Annotated in this window: 13 protein-coding genes; 10 read left to right on the forward strand and 3 right to left on the reverse strand. The window is 35.9% G+C overall.

What is annotated here, in order from left to right:
• Positions 1–196 precede the first annotated feature (196 nt).
• The 7 genes from helD to typA all read left to right on the forward strand — a co-directional run bounded on the left by helD (position 197) and on the right by typA (position 14,425).
• A complete protein-coding gene (gene helD, locus BCELL_RS06925; RefSeq protein WP_013487970.1) occupies positions 197–2,536 on the forward strand; it encodes an RNA polymerase recycling motor HelD in 2,340 nt (779 codons plus the stop codon).
• Between the two features lie 497 nt (positions 2,537–3,033).
• Positions 3,034–6,585 carry a glycosyl hydrolase gene (locus tag BCELL_RS06930; protein ID WP_013487971.1) on the forward strand — a complete coding sequence of 1,184 codons (3,552 nt, stop codon included), beginning with the start codon at positions 3,034–3,036 and terminating at the stop codon, positions 6,583–6,585.
• Between the two features lie 296 nt (positions 6,586–6,881).
• Positions 6,882–7,907, forward strand: a complete 1,026-nt coding sequence (locus tag BCELL_RS06935; protein ID WP_013487972.1) for a substrate-binding domain-containing protein — start codon at positions 6,882–6,884, stop codon at positions 7,905–7,907.
• A 353-nt stretch (positions 7,908–8,260) separates the two neighbouring features.
• Positions 8,261–9,280, forward strand: coding sequence for a glycoside hydrolase family 130 protein (locus BCELL_RS06940; RefSeq protein ID WP_013487973.1), 1,020 nt, complete (start codon positions 8,261–8,263; stop codon positions 9,278–9,280).
• 223 nt (positions 9,281–9,503) lie between these two features.
• Positions 9,504–9,659, forward strand: a complete 156-nt coding sequence (locus BCELL_RS22030) for a DUF1540 domain-containing protein (RefSeq protein ID WP_013487974.1) — start codon at positions 9,504–9,506, stop codon at positions 9,657–9,659.
• Positions 9,660–10,897: 1,238 nt separating this feature from the next.
• Positions 10,898–12,262: an IS1182 family transposase gene (locus BCELL_RS06945; protein ID WP_013486809.1), complete on the forward strand. Its 1,365-nt coding sequence runs from the start codon at positions 10,898–10,900 to the stop codon at positions 12,260–12,262.
• Between the two features lie 324 nt (positions 12,263–12,586).
• Positions 12,587–14,425, forward strand: coding sequence for a translational GTPase TypA (gene typA / locus BCELL_RS06950; RefSeq protein ID WP_013487975.1), 1,839 nt, complete (start codon positions 12,587–12,589; stop codon positions 14,423–14,425).
• A 689-nt stretch (positions 14,426–15,114) separates the two neighbouring features.
• Here typA and BCELL_RS06955 read toward each other — a convergent pair.
• Positions 15,115–15,357: a hypothetical protein gene (locus tag BCELL_RS06955; RefSeq protein ID WP_013487976.1), complete on the reverse strand. Its 243-nt coding sequence runs from the start codon at positions 15,355–15,357 to the stop codon at positions 15,115–15,117.
• A gap of 155 nt (positions 15,358–15,512) precedes the next feature.
• On the opposite strand from BCELL_RS06955, the gene BCELL_RS06960 reads away from it, so the two are divergent.
• From BCELL_RS06960 to BCELL_RS21545, 3 genes are all read left to right on the forward strand, one after another.
• The gene (locus BCELL_RS06960; protein WP_013487977.1) at positions 15,513–15,827 is read left to right on the forward strand and encodes a YbjQ family protein; all 315 of its coding nucleotides are present in this window, start codon (positions 15,513–15,515) and stop codon (positions 15,825–15,827) included.
• 198 nt (positions 15,828–16,025) lie between these two features.
• On the forward strand, positions 16,026–16,922 hold the full coding sequence (locus BCELL_RS06965) for a manganese catalase family protein (RefSeq protein WP_013487978.1): 897 nt from the start codon (positions 16,026–16,028) through the stop codon (positions 16,920–16,922).
• A gap of 296 nt (positions 16,923–17,218) precedes the next feature.
• Positions 17,219–17,662: a hypothetical protein gene (locus tag BCELL_RS21545; protein WP_013487979.1), complete on the forward strand. Its 444-nt coding sequence runs from the start codon at positions 17,219–17,221 to the stop codon at positions 17,660–17,662.
• A gap of 214 nt (positions 17,663–17,876) precedes the next feature.
• Here BCELL_RS21545 and BCELL_RS06975 read toward each other — a convergent pair whose 3' ends face one another.
• On the reverse strand, positions 17,877–18,131 hold the full coding sequence (locus BCELL_RS06975; protein ID WP_013487980.1) for a hypothetical protein: 255 nt from the start codon (positions 18,129–18,131) through the stop codon (positions 17,877–17,879).
• A gap of 117 nt (positions 18,132–18,248) precedes the next feature.
• Complete coding sequence (locus tag BCELL_RS06980) at positions 18,249–18,641, reverse strand: response regulator transcription factor (protein ID WP_013487981.1); 393 nt, start codon at positions 18,639–18,641, stop codon at positions 18,249–18,251.
• Between the last annotated feature and the right edge of the window lie 86 nt (positions 18,642–18,727).

Genomic DNA, 18,727 nt, shown 5'->3' on the forward strand with positions numbered 1-18,727 from the left:
AAAAGATTATACAAAATCTCTTGTGACACCTAAATGAATGACAAAAATGCGCATTGAGCTATTGCGAAAAAAAGCCTTTACATGATATTATAGAATTCATTTGAAAAATGAATGTTTGGAATTAAACATAGTATACCAAATACAATTTTACTAAAAGATGGTCAACATGTCAAATGGCATAAAGGAGTGTTAAGTGATGACCGGAAGAAGTAAGGATTGGGAGTTAGAAGAAAAAAGATTGTACGATGTACATGAACAAATCCATAAAAAGATGGAACAGCTTAGTGAAAATGTTGGTGACTTAAAAGAAGGTATTATCGGTTTAAGAAAAACTTTTTGGGACGATGTTACTGTAAACTTGGATGATGCTCATGAGGTTGGGGAAACGTTCACAAGTATTAAACAACAAACTGAGCTCTTGTCAGAAAGAGAACGCACACATAAGCAAGCATACGACCAAATGAGAAAATTACTGAAGCTAAAAGATTCAGCGTACTTCGGAAGAATAGATTTTCTAGAGGTTGGTGAAAGCAAGGAAGAAGAAGTGTATGTAGGGATTGCGTCTTTAATGGATGAAAAGGATGAAGATTTCTTAGTCTATGATTGGAGAGCACCTATATCTAGCTTATACTACAATTATTCTCCAGGAAAAGCTCGATATGAAGTACCTTCAGAAGTGATAGAAGGTGAAGTGACGTTGAAGCGTCAATATATTATCGATCATGGGAAATTAAAGAGTATGTTTGATACTGGTGTCACGATCGGTGATGATCTACTTCAAGAGGTGCTTAGTAATAATGCTAACACTGAAATGAAAAATATTGTTGCGACAATACAAAAGGAACAAAATGAAATTATCCGTAATGAAAAAAGTAGATTTTTATTTGTACAAGGTGTAGCTGGTAGTGGTAAAACGTCAGCAGCATTACAGAGAGTAGCGTATTTACTGTATACATATAGAAAAAGTCTGACAGCGGATAATATCATGCTTTTTTCTCCTAATTTGTTATTTAATAGCTACATATCAACTGTCTTACCTGAACTAGGCGAAGAAAACATGAAACAGATGACTTTTCAATCTTATTTAGAAGAACGGATTGGATCAGATTATCACCTAGAGGATCCTTTTACACAAATGGAGTATTTGTATACCGCTAGAGGTGAGAGTGATTATGAACTAAGGTTGAAATCTATTCAGTTTAAATCATCAATACAATTTAGGAAGTATATTGATGAATATTTAACTCTTCTTTCCAAGGAGATGCTTCTGTTTCATCCATTATATTTTAGAGGGGAATTATTTATATCGGAAGAGGAGATTGAAAAGTATTTTTATGAACTTGACGCTTCTTTACCAATTTCAAATAGAATGAATCTATTAGTTGAATGGTTACTCCTTGAAGTGAAGAAACTAGAAAAACGTGAAAGAAGGAAAGATTGGCCAATTGAGGAAAGCGAATTACTTGATAAAGAGGATTATTTAGAGGCATACCGACAATCGCAAAAGGGTGGAAGGCATAAAGAAGATACCTTCGATGACTTTGATCGTGAAGAGAAGGTATTAGTAAAAATGATTGTGAAAAAACACTTACTACCTTTGAAAAAAGCAATTAAAGGTTACCGCTTTTTAGCGATAAAAGCAATGTATCGTCAGCTTTTCACTAGTGAAGTCACTCATAAGCTTTGTGCTGATGGTCTTCCAAAAGAATGGAACGATGTTGCTGACATTACGGTAAGAAATCTTGATAAAGAATCGTTATATTATGAGGATGCGACGGCATTTCTATATTTAAGGGATCAGCTAGAAGGAAAGAAGACATACACTACGATTAAGCATGTTTTGATTGATGAAGCACAAGATTATTCATTATTTCAATTTGAATATTTAAAACAACTATTCCCTCATAGTCGCATGACAATATTAGGGGATTTAAATCAAGCAATTTATGCGCATTCAATCGGGGGAGAAACACTATTATCCCATAGAGAAAGTGATCTTGAAAAGATTCAACAAATAACCTTATTGAAAAGTTATCGTTCTACACAGCAAATCGTTCATTTTTCAAAAGGGTTAATCGATGGGGGAGAACATATTATTCCGTTTAATCGAAGTGGATCCCTCCCAACGTTAACAGTTGTAGAAAGTGATATGATGCTAAAAAAACAAATTACTCTTTGTGCTGAGCAGTTAATAAGAAAGGGTAATAAGACTATTGCAATATTATGTAAAACGGAAAAAGAAAGTGAAGAAGCTTACCACTTATTTAAAAATGAATTAGATGTACATTTGTTAAATAAAGATTCTCATACTTATAAAGAAGGTATTCTCATTATGCCAGCCTATCTGTCTAAAGGAATCGAATTTGATGCAGTTATTATTTATAACGCTTCGAACACTGAATATGAACATGATTTAGAGAGAAGGCTTTTTTATACTGCATGTACACGAGCAATGCACGAATTGCACATCTATTCCTTGGGAAAACCAACCAACTTTTTTAAGCATGTAGAAAGAGGTTCGTATAGTCAACGTTAACTTAATACAGATGGCCCGTTAAAAAAGAAGCTTTATCCTAGTTTGTTATTTAGGATAAAGCTTCTTTTTTTCTTTCGAGTGCTAAATCAATAATAAAAACGCTTCATTTTTCAGTTGATTTAGATTAAGTTACGTTATATATTAAGTATATAATAATTATAAAATTACTTAAATTTCATTAAATAAATTAAGTAATTATACGGTTGAGAGTTTGCTTTTTACTTACAATTGAAATGGTAGTGGTTTATTTCTAAATACATACAACTATTGTTTACGCTACTGCTATATTTTGTTCGATATGGCAAATACAAAAATAGTGGGGGGGATTTTACAGTTATATTTTCGACTTTAGATTGAAGGGTCATTACCATTTCAGCGTGAAACAATAATCGTCAGTCATAACGGTTCTTTGAGTTGTCTACTAAATATTGAAACTACGCATTGTTATGTAAGCGCTTTATGCTTTTCGTTATTACATCGTATTGAAGGAGGAAACTATGAAAAGGAAATTTAGAAAGAAACTATCGATTGTCTTAGTTTTTATTATGATTTTCTCTCTATTACCAACGAGTTATACTGCAAATGAAGAAACAAGGGTGCTAAAGATGTCTAACCCTGATGCTTCAAAGTATACGAAAGAGCTTTTTGCATATTTACAAGATGTTGGAAGTGACAATGTCCTATTTGGGCAACAGCACGCAACAGATGAAGGGTTAACTATAAAAGTGGAGAATGGAGATTCTAATTTTGTTGGTTCAACACAGTCTGAAGTGAAAAATGCTGTTGGTGATTATCCAGCTGTTTTTGGTTGGGATACAAACAGTCTTGATGGTAGAGAAAGACCTGGGAATCCGATAAGTGGTGAACCACTAACGCAAGAACAAAGAACGCAAAATTTAGCTAAATCAATGATTACAGCTCATGAGTTAGGTGGAATCATAACGTTAAGTATGCACCCTGATAACTTCGTTACAGGTGAATATTACGGCGACACAGATGGGAATGTTGTTAAAACAATTTTGCCGGGTGGAGTACATCATGATGATTATAATGAGTGGTTAGATAACATTGTAGATTTATCTCATTTAGTTGTAGATGAGGATGGGCACCATATTCCAATCATTTTTCGTCCTTTCCATGAACAAAATGGTTCTTGGTTTTGGTGGGGAGCAAGTACGACTACTCCTGAACAATATAAAGCTATTTTTCGGTATACTGTTGAATATTTAAGAGAGCATGGGGCGAATAACTTCTTAATTGGTTTTTCACCAAATGGTGCCTCTGCTGGTGATTTAGAGCAATATCTAGAAACATATCCTGGTGATGATTATGTAGATATATTAGGAATCGATAGATATGATACTAAATCGAATGCGGGTTCTCAAGAATGGTTGACTGCGGTCGCAAAAGACTTAGCAATGATCTCAAAAGAAGCGGAGGATAGAGGGAAGATCTCTGCTTTCACTGAATTTGGTTATAGTCCTACAGGAATGAATGAAGAAGGTAATAACCTTCAGTGGTGGGAAGATTTACTTTCTGCAATTATGGATAACCCAGATTATCCAGAAGCAGCAAACATTGCTTTCATGTCGACATGGGCAAACTTCGGTTTTCCTAACAATATGTATGTCCCATACAGGGATATTCATGGTGACTTAGGTGGAGATCACGAACTCCTTCCAACATTTGAGGAATTTTATAACGACGAAAGTACGCTATTTTCAGAAGAAGTAAAAGGTCAAATCTATCATTCTGGTAAAACACTCGAAACTGCTGAGCATGATAGTAAAATGTATACGTTATCACCGACGGACGGTGATACAATTACAGAAAACAAAGTGACGCTTTTGACAAGAGTGGTTAATGACGATGATGCTACTGTAACTTATAGTGTCGACGGTTCTGAAGAAGTAGAAATGGAGCTAGCAGGGAGATATTATACTGCTGACTGGATTCCAAATGCATTACAAAACGGTGGTACTGCAAATATAACAATACGTCACTATGACGGGAACAATAATGAGGTAAGTAAAGAGGTCATCCGAACTTATTTGAGAGTTCCAGAGATCTTAGTAGAAGAAATTACGTTTGATGATAGTATTGAAGGTGCTCTTAATAAAGGGACATGGCCAGAAGTGGGAGTTGAATTTGAACTTTCTCATGAAAAGCTTGGTGGAGATGGGAAACTTGCACTCTCTGTTTCAGGTATGCCTGAGGATGAATGGTGGCAAGAATTAAAGATAGGATTTGAGGATTTATCCCACGTTAATTTTGACGTAGTAAACCAAGTTAAATTTGATGTATTACTTCCAGAAACTGTTGCCGATGGTGCGATACTAAGTACAGTATTAGCAGCTGATGGCAATACAAAATATGGAGAAGGAACAACAGAGAGGAATGTAACAGATCTTGAAATAATAGAAATTGATGGTGTTGAATATAAACTATACGAAACTACTATTAACTTAGAGGAAAGTATAACAGAAGGCACCGAGTTAGGGATTATTGGTAAACAACTTGATTTTTCAAACAAGTTGTATTTAGATAATGTTCGCTTTCTTAATGCATACTTAGAGGCGCCTACTGATCCTTTACTAGTCGATGATTTTGAAGGTTACCTTGGAGATAACGATTTATTAAATCGTAACTATTCAAATCCTGGAGATCGTATTTTAATATCACTCTCTTCGGAGCATAAGCATAGTGGAGAATATGGTCTTCAATATGACTGGACAATCGGAAGTTCTGGTTATGCCGGAAGACAAACTTCGTTAGGTCCAGTAGATTGGTCAGGGACAAATGCCTTCCAATTCTGGTTAAAGCATGATGACCTCCCAGACAATAGTTTAACGGTACAAATTCAAATGGGTGGAGTAAGCTTCGAAGCAAGTACAGACCTTGATGAAAGCTTTGAAGGAATTGTAACAATTCCTTTCGTTGACTTTGCGCCAGCTCATTGGGAAGGAAATCAAACAGCGATTATTGACAAGCCTAGACTAGAGCGAGTGAGTCAATTTGCTCTTTACATGGGTGGTAATGAAGGAAGTGGTACCCTATACTTCGATGATCTGAGAGCTGTTTATGATGAAGATGCACCACCTGTGCCAGAAAGAGAAGATGCTGGTGAAATAGAACCGATCATTTATGATTTCGAATCAGATCTTGATGGTTGGGGCACTAACATGAGCTTAATTAAAGACGGAAACTTAGTCCACCCTGTAGGTTTAGGTGAAGGTAACAAAACAGAAATCGCTAAAACTTCAGGATACGATTTAAGTGGGCACAACTACATTGTAGCAACTGTCAAACATGATGAAGAAGGGACATTTGGTGATGATCCACTAAACGCTAAATTGTTTATTAAAACAGGGAGCGCATGGACGTGGGCTGATTCAGGAGATTTTAGTTTAAATTCTGATAAATATGTTGAGATTGTATTCGACATTTCAGACAATGCTGCGAGAGAAAATGTACAAGAAATTGGTCTTGAATTTACTGCTCCTGCTGGGTCTGATGGAACAAGTAATGCGTACATTGAATCGATTAAAATTTTAACAGCTTTGGAAGAATTACCTGACACTGAAGACCCGGGTGAAACGGATGAAGTGCAAGAATTAAAAGATCTAATTTCTGATTTGAAAGAAAGAATAAAAGAGCTTGAAAATAACACCGATGTAGAAGATTTTGATAAACGTGTTCAAGAGCTCACTAATGAACTTAACCATCTAAAAGCTAAATATAATGATATGGAAAAGCTTGTTCCGGTAATTGAACAACGACTTAATGAGTTGACACATGCACTGAATGAATTAAGAGAGTACATTTCTTCTGAATCAGATGAAGAAAAGGAAAAAGAAAAAACTAATAAAAATTCTAATGGTGAATCTAAAGAAGGAACTAAAGAGGAAGCTAAAGATAAATCTAAAGATGGAGATGCACTACCTGACACCGCCACTAATATGTTTAATTATTTCCTATTAGGGTTAGTATTATTAATGATTGGTGGGATGACTTTCGTTTTTTCGAGAAAAAATAGGATGATCGAGTAATACAGAGGTCCCAAAAGGTTGCGTTTATCCCCTTTTGGGACTTTCACTAATAGTCAATAAGTAAAACTCCTTTATAAAATTGGGTGTGTACAAACGTTTTATTCTCATATTATTTACACGATTAACGATGCTCTGCCTACCTTCTGGATGAGAGAAATATGTTTTTATACTTTTGTATATATTTTTTCAACAACTATAGTGTGAACACTTTGAACTATTAGTAGCAAATATTTCAATAATTAAGTAAAATAGATTGTAATAACTATTTATTTTTGTTGACGGAATGGTGGGAAATAATGAAGAAGACAAATGTGACTATGCGAGATATAGCGGATAAGTTAGGGGTTAGTAATGTGACGGTCTCAAAAGCCCTTAATGATAAAGAAGGAGTTAGTGACGAGCTTAAGAGCAAAATTAAATTGTTAGCAGATGAAATGGGTTATCGGATTAATGCGGCGGCAAAATCGATGAAACAAGGCCTTTCTTATAACATTGGTATTATTATTCCGGAAAGGTTCGTAGGCAGGACACAATCCTTTTATTTAACCTTTTATAAGCACATCTCTAAAGTGTTAGAGGAAAGAAATTATTCGGGCATCCTCCATATTTTAAGTGCAGAAGATGAAGAAAGGCTTGTTTTACCACGCATTTATTATGAAAATAAAGTGGATGGCTTTATTTTATTAGGACAGATAGGTAGTGAGTATGTCGAATTTTTCAAAGATAATGACATACCAAGAGTCTTTTTAGACTTTTATACAGATCAATCGGATATTGATTCTGTTGTAACTGATAACTTCTACGGGGTTTATGAAATTACAAACTATTTGATTAACGCTGGTCATAAAGATATAGCGTTTGTCGGAAATATATACTCGACAAGTAGTATACAAGATCGTTATTTAGGGTACTATAAATCTCTTTTAGAGCACAGAATAAGCCTAAATCATGACTATGTAATTTTTGATAGAAATGAAAAGGGAGAATATATTGAATTTGAGCTACCAGACCCGTTACCGACTTCATTTGTATGTAACTGTGATGAAGTGGCCTATAATTTAATCAATAAATTAGAAAAGCTTGGCTATTCTGTTCCTGATGATTTTTCAATTGTAGGCTTTGATAATGACATTTACGCTTCTATATCAGAGCCGAAATTAACGACAGTAGCTGTTGACGTTGAGATGATGTCAAAGACAGCTGTAGATCTTGTTATTGAAAAAATATTCGATAAAGATAAAACGTCAGGAAGAGTTTTAGTTAAAGGTAATATTATTTATAGAGATTCTGTAAAAACGATCAAGGACAAGGTAAAGGCGTAATTTACCTTGTTTTTTTATTTAAGAAAAAACTAAACCCGAGCTGCACGAAGCTCGGGTTTAGTTCTCATAATAAACGAAATAATTACTTTATTTTTTTGTATTTTTTAGATTAAAATAAAGGTAAATTAATAAGAAAACATATTTTATTTCTGAACATCACATGTATTTTAGTTAAAATAATTGACAAGTAAGCGTTTCCATAATAGTATTAACCTATAAGTTATCGTTTACTTTAATTTTAGGTTTATTGTTAGTTTGTAGGTGGTGGATTTTGATGTAATAGTATTGTAGATTCCGGACTACTAGCAAACAAATTCAAACTGATACTTAGATTATAAAAAGGAGCGCTTAAGATGACAGCAAAAATTATTGGAGAAAAATTAGCGGAAATACCATGGGAAGACAAACCAATTGGCCACGAGTTTCCTGTTTGGAGACATTCAGAAAACCCGATAATAAAGAGGAATCCTGTAAAAGGAATTTCTCGTATTTTTAATAGTGCTGTTGCCCCGTTTGAAGATAAGTTTGTCGGTGTTTTTCGAGCTGAGACGATTAACGGTAGACCGCATTTAACTATAGGTTGGAGTGAGGATGCTGTTCAATGGGATATACAAGCAGAGTCGATTAATTTTGAAGATGAAGATGGCAAGCCTTTTCATCCTAAATATGCATATGACCCACGACTAGTTAAAGTCGAGGATACATATTATATTATTTGGTGTACTGATTTTTATGGTGCTGCTATTGGGTTAGCGGAGACAAAGGACTTCAAACGCTTTGTCCGTTTGGAAAATCCATTTTTACCTTTTAATCGAAATGGCGTACTATTCCCTAGGAAAGTAAATGGGAATTACATGATGCTTTCTCGCCCTTCTGATAGTGGGCATACGCCATTTGGGGATATTTTCTTAAGTGAAAGTCCTGATTTAAAGTACTGGGGGAAACATCGTCATGTCATGAGCAAGGGGGGACATGGTTGGTGGCAAAATGTAAAAATTGGTGGTGGTCCAGCTCCAATTGAAACGACAGAAGGCTGGCTTGTTTTCTATCACGGCGTAACAGGAACTTGTAATGGATATGTTTATAGTATGGGAGTTGCTGTATTAGATATTGACCAACCGTCAAAAGTGAAATATCGTTCTCTTAACCTCGTGTTGACGCCTGAAATGGATTATGAAACGACTGGATTTGTCGACAATGTTATTTTCCCTTGTGCTACTTTGCATTGTGCAGAGTCTGGGAAGATTGCCATATATTATGGGTCTGCTGATACGTGCGTAGGAATGGCTTATACAACGGTGGAGGAAATTGTCCAATATGCAAAAGATACGCATGAAAGTGTTGGGGATGATCAAGAATTAGGAAAAATATAGTGAGAAAATCATAAGGAAACCGTATTTCCCAATGCGCTTTTCTTTATCCAGGCTTATATTTATTTGGATATATTTATTTCTTACAGATACCGTTTTGCATCAAAGACTTATCAACGCCAGTGAAGGTGAAAAACATGGCGTTTTGCGTTTATGTATTATGCTAAGTTGATTTGAATGACACTTCCCCTCAGTGGACACAATAATGATGAGGGGAGGTGTAAAAATGGCTGTAGACGTTCTTTGTGAGGTAAGTAACTGTAAGTTTTGGGAAAGAGGAAACAAGTGTGCTGCTGATGAGATTTATGTCGTAAGTCATAAAGGTAAAAAAGCAGAAACACAGGAGGAAACAGATTGTAAAACGTTCGATCCTGGGATATAAAAGGTTTTATGTTAATGGGCAGCTATACGCTGCTCATTTTTTTTAAGGCTCTTTTCGCATAGAATGTTTTTTTAGAATATTATTTGCTTGTCTGCACTACAGGTGGACGCTTTCCGCGGGTTTCAAGAGGGATTGGAAAAGGTCGATATTTACGTTTTCCAGTCCCTCAATGCAACGAACGGAGCCATTGCTATCCCTCACCATCCCGATGGATCTTCAGCTCTCAACCTGTCACTTCCTCTACATGCAACGCTCTGGTGTTGTATCCGTCGAGACAACTCGAAGCCTAATCGTGATGTAACGCTCATCGCTGGGGTCGCCACATTTCGTTTCATCAAGCCTTAAACAACGACAAAGTTTACGAAAACAGCCTTTTAAAAACAAGTCTAAAACTTGGCAGTGTTATTTTTCCACCACATTTTCTTATTTGTTCTTGATTATCATTCTCAATTATATACATACATATACTTCTTAAATTAAAAATGATAAATAGGGAAGTTAAAAAAGAAATTAACTGTATGAATTTCATAATTTTCGTCCCTTACGGGCCAAGGGTCTCAAAGCATGAAAAAAGGAGTACCTACCCAAATATCTAATTTAGTATTCAGTAGCAGCATAATTCCCCCGTTTTGTACAAAGTATTGTTGAATTGAACGAAAGGGTACGAGACGCCTTCGGGAAAAGCAAGAGCTGAAGATCCATCGGGGTGGGCAAGGTGGATAGCAATGGCTCCGTTCGTTGAGCGACTACTATGAGAAACCCCACTCATAGTAGTCTTTCAGAAGATTGCAACGACTACGCGCATTGCATTGAGGGACTGAAAAAGGTAAATTTCAACCTTTTTCAGTGCCCTCTTGAAGCCTTGCCCGCGGCACCGAGCATATACTTCTTGAATACGCTGCGGGCTGTCTCGACGGATGCAGCTTCAGAGCGAAACTAGAAGAGGAAGAGACAAGCGAGTATCCTGAAGTGAAAATCAACAACAAAGTTAAGTTAACAGGAATTTTTTAATGAGATGATATTATTCTGAGACTATAATCTTTTTTAAAAAGTGAATTATGAAATTGATTCAACTATAAAAATATATAAATAAATAATAAAGCTTTATTATTGAATCAATTTCATAATTATTGGCCCTTATGGGCCAAGGGTTTCAGAACATGAAAAAAGGAGTACCTCCCCAAATGTCGAATTTAGTAAGTGACGAACAAACCAATTCGAATGGGAGGAAGCCCCTTATGTCTATTGTACGACAAGAGAGCCTTTTTAGCATGCAAATTTTATTTGACTTAGAACCTACCCAACGTTATGATGAGATTTTTTCAGCGATTGATATTCATCCCATCCTCACTATCGTAGTGAAAAGATCTAATTTAGGTAGACCTGTAGAATTAAACTATCCTGCAATGATTCAAGCACTCGTGGTGAGGCTTGTTGAGAGAATTCCCGAGATGCAACTCCTAGTTGAACGTTTAAACACCGACCTTAAGTTTAAGCTGGACTGTGGCTTTTTGATATCTGATCCAGTCCCTTCTGAAGCTTCATTTTCAAGGATGATTACAAAAATTAAAGATACAGACATTCTTGAAGAGGTAAACTCTCAAATAATAACTGATGCAATCAACGAAGAATATATTACAGATCCTAATATTGCGATTGACTCTGGTCACTTCGAGGCGAGAGATCAGGCTCCTTCAAAAAAAGAAGAGAAACCAAAGTCTGAGCCAAAGAAACGTGGGCGTAAATCAAAGGCCGAACATGAACAATGGTTAAAAGAGAAAGAAGCTAAGGAAGCATCCTTGTCTATTTTTGAAAAGAAAATTGAAGATCAACTAGACGTTTCTTACGATGAACTTCATGATCAAATGCCACTTCATCCTACATGGGGCGTGAAGAAAAATAGTGAAGGGAAAAATGTGTTTTGGTTTGGTTATAAAGGTCATTTAGCTGTTGATACCAAAACTCAGTTTATTCTTCATTCAATGATTTCCTCAGGTAGGCTAAACGATGGTAAAGCTGCTATACCTTTATTAAAAGGAATAGAGAGAAACTTTTCGGAACTTAGGATGATCTATGCACTAATGGATGCAGGATATGATTACGATGCAATCTATGAACAAGTCCATCGAATGAAAGGATATTCCATCATTGCTTATAACAAAAAAAATGAATCAGAGCCAATTGGGTTTGATGAAAATTTCGCTCCAACGTGTGTAAGGGAACATTCCTATCGATACGATAGCTTTGATAAAAAATACCAAACCTTAAAATACACACGTCCAAAAGAGTGTAGGGATTGTCCTCTAGCTGAAGATACATTATGCCAAAAGGTCTACAAGATAAAAATAGAGTCGGATTTACGCCGGTACAGTGCACCCGCACGCGGTTCAGTTGCCTGGAAAGATAGATTTAAGGAACGGAGTTCCGTTGAAAGGGTCATTGGATACCTAAAAGAATTCTTTCAGTTGAACAATGTAAGATATCGAACAGGAAAACGAGCTAAAGTCCATTTTGATTTGGTTACCATGGTGTACAATGGAATGAAATTAGCTAGCATGAGACTTGCTCAAAAACAATATTCAATGAATTCAGTAGCAGCTTAATTCTTTTGTAAAAGGACCAATGTTATTTTAAAACAGCGTTGATTGGAGCTGAAGGTACGAGACGCCTGCGGGAAAAGCAACAGCTGAAGATCCCGCAGGGTGGGTTTCCCGAGGAAGCTGAAGCGTTGCCCGCGGCAAGCGAGTATCCTTAAGAGGAAATCAACACAAATTTAAAGTAACTGATTTAAAAAACGATATAACTATTAATTCTGAAAGTGTTGGCTTTTTTATAAAAGTGAATTATGAAATTGATTCTATTATGTAAACAATGATATAATAGTACAGTTGTGTGAAAATTGATTCATTAAGGAGAGACTAAATATAATGAATATTCGTGAAGATATTAGAAATATTGCAATTATTGCCCACGTTGATCATGGTAAAACAACGCTAGTCGATAAATTGCTGCACCAATCTGGAACGTTCCGAACAAATGAACAAGTAGAGGAAAGAGCAATGGATTCTAACGCCATTGAAAAAGAGCGTGGAATTACGATACTTGCGAAAAATACGGCAATTAATTATGAAGATAAACGAATTAACATTATGGATACACCTGGACATGCTGACTTTGGTGGCGAAGTAGAGCGTATCATGAAGATGGTAGATGGCGTTCTACTTGTAGTAGATGCCTACGAAGGAACAATGCCACAAACTCGTTTTGTATTAAAAAAAGCATTAGAGCAAAAGCTTACGCCGATAGTTGTTGTAAATAAAATAGATAGAGACTTTGCAAGACCTGAAGAAGTAGTAGATGAAGTTATTGACTTATTCATTGATCTAGGTGCGGATGAGGATCAGCTAGATTTCCCTGTAGTTTATGCCTCAGCTATTAACGGGACTGCAAGTCTAAATCATGAAAAGCAAGATGACGATATGAGCTGTCTATTTGATTCAATAATCGAACATATACCTGCCCCAGTGAACAATCAAGATGAACCTTTACAGTTCCAAGTTGCACTTTTAGATTATAATGACTATTTAGGTCGTATCGGTATTGGTCGTGTGTTTCGTGGCACGATGAAAGTAGGGCAGCAAGTAGCATTAATGAAAGTTGATGGATCTGTAAAACAGTTCAGAGTAACGAAACTCTTTGGTTTTCTTGGCTTAAAACGTATTGAAATAGAAGAAGCGAAAGCAGGGGACTTAATTGCAGTATCAGGTATGGAAGAGATCAACGTAGGGGAAACAGTTTGTCCAGTTGATGCACAAGACCCATTACCTATTTTACGAATTGATGAGCCGACTCTTCAAATGACATTCTCTGTTAATAATAGTCCTTTTGCTGGTCGCGAAGGAAAATATTTAACGAGTCGTAAAATTGAAGAAAGACTACGTGCACAGTTAGAAACTGATGTTAGTTTACGTGTTGAAAACACAGAGTCACCAGATGTTTGGATCGTTTCAGGACGTGGAGAATTACATTTGTCCATTTTAATTGAAAACATGAGACGTGAAGGATATGAGCTACAAGTGTCTAAACCAGAGGTTATTGTTCGTGAAATAGATGGCGTTCGCTGTGAGCCAGTTGAACGCGTACAAATTGACGTTCCAGAGGAGTATACTGGCGCTGTTATGGAATCGTTAGGTGCTAGAAAAGGTGACATGCAAAACATGACGAACAACGGTAGCGGACAAGTACGTTTAGAATTTATGGTTCCTGCACGTGGTTTAATTGGTTACTCAACTGAATTTTTAACTCAAACACGAGGGTACGGCATTATTAATCACACTTTTGATAGCTACCAGCCGATGGTTGAAGGGCAAGTAGGTGGACGTAGAGCTGGTGTGATGGTTTCTATGGAAGCAGGGAAGGCAAGTCAGTATGGAATTATGCAAGTAGAAGATAGAGGACAAATTTTTGTAGAGACTGGAACGGAAATTTATGCAGGTATGATTGTCGGAGAGCATTCTCGTGAAAATGACATAACCGTCAATGTTACGAAGTTAAAGCAAATGACTAACATGCGTTCAGCAACGAAGGATCAAACAGTTACGATGAAGAAACCAAGAATTATGACATTAGAAGAGGCGCTTGAGTACTTAAATGATGATGAGCTTTGTGAAGTTACTCCTGAATCTATTCGATTACGCAAAAAAATTCTTGATAAAAATGAAAGAGAAAGAATCGCTAAGAAGAAGAAATACGCAAACCAAGTTTAAATGTAAAAAAGAGATTGTTGTAAGCCACTAAAGGGTGAATCAAAAGGTAAAAATTAACCTTTTGATTCACCCTTTTTCTTATATAAAAAGATAAGAAAGATAAATTTGACAGTGGAATTTTATCGCCGTGCGTACTAGTGAGAAGAGCACTCACTAGTACTTTAAGAACAACGGCGAAATTCCACTGCTTCTAAGAAAAAACTAAAATGAGCTTCAGGCTCGTTTTTAGTTTTTTTAAAGATAATGTATAAATATATGGCAGTGGAATTTTATCGCCGTGCGTACTAGTGAGAAGAGCACTCACTAGTACTTTAAGAACAACGGCGAAATTCCACTGCTTCTAAGAAAAAACTAAAAACGAGCTTCAGGCTCGTTTTTAGTTTTTTAAAAGATAATGTATAAATATATGGCAGTGGAATTTTATCGCCGTGCGTACTAGTGAGAAGAACACTCACTAGTACTTTAAGAACAACGGCGAAATTCCACTGCTTCTAAGAAAAAACTAAAAACGAGCTTCAGGCTCGTTTTTAGTTTTTTAAAAGATAATGTATAAATATATGGCAGTGGAATTTTATCGCCGTGCGTACTAGTGAGAAGAACACTCACTAGTACTTTAAGAACAACGGCGAAATTCCACTGCTTCTAAGAAAAAACTAAAAACGAGCTTCAGGCTCGTTTTTAGTTTTTTCTTATTCATTTACTGATTTTTTTTTGGAAAGTGATATGAAAAAAAGTGTAACATTATATATCATAAATAGAACTAAACAAGTGACTAAGGATGCTGCCATATATCCTGCTGAGGAGAAAGCTGGTCTAAACCATTCGGTATTTTGACCAACGACCATACCAACGATAATAGAAATTGCAAAAATACTAAATACAATAGCATATTCCGTCTTTTCTTCTTTGCTTAAATTAGTGAAAAATGACATCTTTAGCCTCCTCTCGCATTATTATATTCCTTATTATACCTTTTACAATAAACGTGATGCAATTTATTCTGCAGACTTTTTTCTTATCAAAGTTGAAACTAAATGTAATCTAATGCGTAAATACTAATATAAAAAATAGAAGTGAGGCGACGATCATGATTATTGTGAATACAGAAAATATCGCAGGAATGGAAATTAAAAAGGCTTTAGGCATTGTATCTGGTAATACAGTGCAAGCAAAGCATATTGGAAAAGATATTGTAGGAGGATTAAGAGGGTTAGTCGGGGGTAAAATGGTTGAGTATGAAGAAATGTTTCGTGAGTCGCGTGCAATTGCGGAAAAAGAGATGATTGCTCAAGCTGAAAAGCTAGGCGCTGACGCAATTGTAAACGTACGCTATTCTTCATCTTCCATTATGAGTGGCAGTTCAGAAGTGATGGTATATGGGACAGCAGTTATTTTAGCATAGTCTAGTGTCTATAAACATACTCTAGAGGAATTTCGTTTCCTTTAGAGTTTTTTTATGGACTTATAAATATTTAGCTGTCAAAGTACTACGATTCTGTCACCATTTAGTTTTAAGACATACCTATCCCTTCATATCTTTGAGAGAGTGTACTTTTATCATCACTTTTATAGTAAGGAAATTGAAATGGAGGGACAGCGTTTGTTTACTCGCATTGATAAACTTCAAATTGAATTACCTAAACCAAAAGCTCCAGATGCTGATGGAGCTGCAGCCGTACAGGAATTATTAGGTGGCAAATATGGTGAAATGTCAACGCTAAACAATTATATGTTTCAATCATTTAACTTTCGTAATAAAAGAAAATTAAAACCGTTTTATGATTTAGTTGCTAGTATTACTGCTGAAGAATTTGGTCATGTGGAGTTAGTTTCAAACACAATTAATTTAATGATACAAGGAACGACATTTCCAGGTGACCCAGATGTTACTCCTATGCAAAATGCAAAAGATAAAAGAAACGCGCACCATTATATTGCAACAGCACAAACTGCGATACCAGCCGACTCAATGGGAAATGCATGGACAGGAGATAACGTATTTAATAGTGGTAACTTAGTTTTAGATTTATTGCATAATTTTTTCTTAGAATGCGGAGCAAGAACACATAAAATGCGCGTTTACGAGATGACCGACAATCCAGTGGCTCGTGAGATGATAGGATATTTACTCGTTCGTGGTGGTGTCCATGTTGTGGCATATGCAAAAGCATTGGAAATAGCAACGGGTGCAGATGTTACGAAAATGGTACCAATACCAAATTTGGATAATAGTAAATTTGAAACAGCGAGGAAGTTTGAAGCAGAAGGTCAACACCGTAAGCTTTATACATTTAGTGCAAGAGACTATCAAGATGTCTCAAAAATATGGAAAGGACAACATCCAAGTGATGGAGGTAAGCTAGAGGTTATTCAAGGAACACCGCAAGGAGGAACAATTCCAGATTTAGAAGAAATACCGGAAGAGTTTGCACCTGGAGTATCCTATGAGGATTTCCAAGAAATTGCTAGACGTCTACAACGACAAGCTGGTTTATAATGCTAATGTAATATAATAGTGCCGATTTGGAATTTTTGAGATGCTAAGTATTACATTAATCAATTGGTGCTGGAGCGAGTGAATGGAGCGGAAGCAATTCACTCGTTTTTTTTTTTGTACTAGAAAACTACTACTATGAAAATCCCGATAAAACACTTCTCAGAGCACATAAGGGCGTGGAAAAGGTGAGGAAAGTACGGATATTTTTCCTCCAACATAATATAAAAAACCTACTGCAATATAAAGAAAAGTTTGCAATAATAGAATGAGAAAACATAATAAGGAAAGGGAAGTAAATGAAAAAATTTTTAATCATATTAATTATCATTATTGGGGTTGGATATGGGGGCTACCGTTTATTATTATCCTATACGTCTGAAGAGCTAGTGAGTCAAATAGCAAATGAGATGTTAACTGATGAAGTTGTAGAGGAATGGCTGTCCGATCCGAGTGTGCGGCAATTATTAGAAGAATATAAGCTTCCTGCTTCAGAGCTCCCTGAGGCGAGTGAAGTAAATAACCTCCCATTTACAACGAAGGAGGAGGCCACGAAAGCGATCGTCAGTAAGTTTTCAGTAGAAGAAATAACTGAAATTACGATGCAGGCAGCACGAGGTATGAGTGCAGATGAACAGGCGGAAATAGAAAGAAAGGTTTTAGAGAGAATGTCAGAAGAAGAGTTAGAAGCATTAATGATTATTGGATTAGATCAGATTGCTAACGATATGCTAACTAATTAACTAATTAATAAGTAAGCTATGTTAAACATTGATGTTGATTTTCGCTTTGAAGCTGCATCCGTCAAGACATCTCGGAGCGGATTCAAGAAGTAATGTTCAGTGCCTCTCTCCCTGCGGGATGTTCAGCTACCTATTCCCACAGGAGTCGCGAGCATGTAAGTAAAAATTAACACTAACCTTTAAAAGAGCTTAAAAAAAGGAACCAATCATTCGGCTATCGTTGATTGATTCCTTTTATTTTTTGAAGTACGTTCACTATACCTTTTTTTATGTAGCGAAAAAGCTTTATCATCTCGGTATAAACGTCCGTATCAAACTCTCCGTCATTTGTCCAGTTAGCTAATTTTTCCTCATGCTTATCTCTTCTTCGCGCGTGGCGTAAAGTTCCATAATAATAAGCTTTAATTTCATTCCAATCTAACCAAAATTGATGCCAAATAATCATGAATGCTGCCTTTTTTGTCATCATTATCACTCCTCTATAACAGATAGCTTATAGAAGAGTTTTATGATTCAAAACTATGATATAGAACTAAATTAATATTTTCACAGTTTTGGATTAGTTTAGTTGTAGGAATGATAGACTTTATACATTAAATGTTTGGTCTGATTTTTCGTCTAAGTATTTCTCAATGACTTCTTTTATTGCTAATTCACTTATTGGTTTTTGAATAAAAGTATATGCACCTAATAGTTTGGATTTTTTTAGATGGGCTAGGCCACTTGTTGATGACGCCATAATGACTTTAATGGAAGGGTATCGTTGATGAATTTCTTTTAGTGCTGCAATGCCATCCATTTTCGGCATAATGATATCCATAAATACAAGGTGGGGCTGATTTACATGACAAATTTCAATAGCCTCTTCACCATCACATGCTTCATAAATAGATGTAATTCCGTTTAATTTTAATGTATCTTTCAATTGTTCTCTCACTGTTGCAGAATCATCGCAAATTAATACTGAAATATTCTCCACACTAAAGCTCCTTTCCAAAAATCTAAGTTAGTGTTGCATACCCCACTTTATTTTTAGATTGTAACCTTATTCTATCATAAGAAAAG

This window comes from Evansella cellulosilytica DSM 2522, assembly GCF_000177235.2.
Taxonomy (GTDB): Bacteria; Bacillota; Bacilli; order Bacillales; family Salisediminibacteriaceae; genus Evansella; species Evansella cellulosilytica.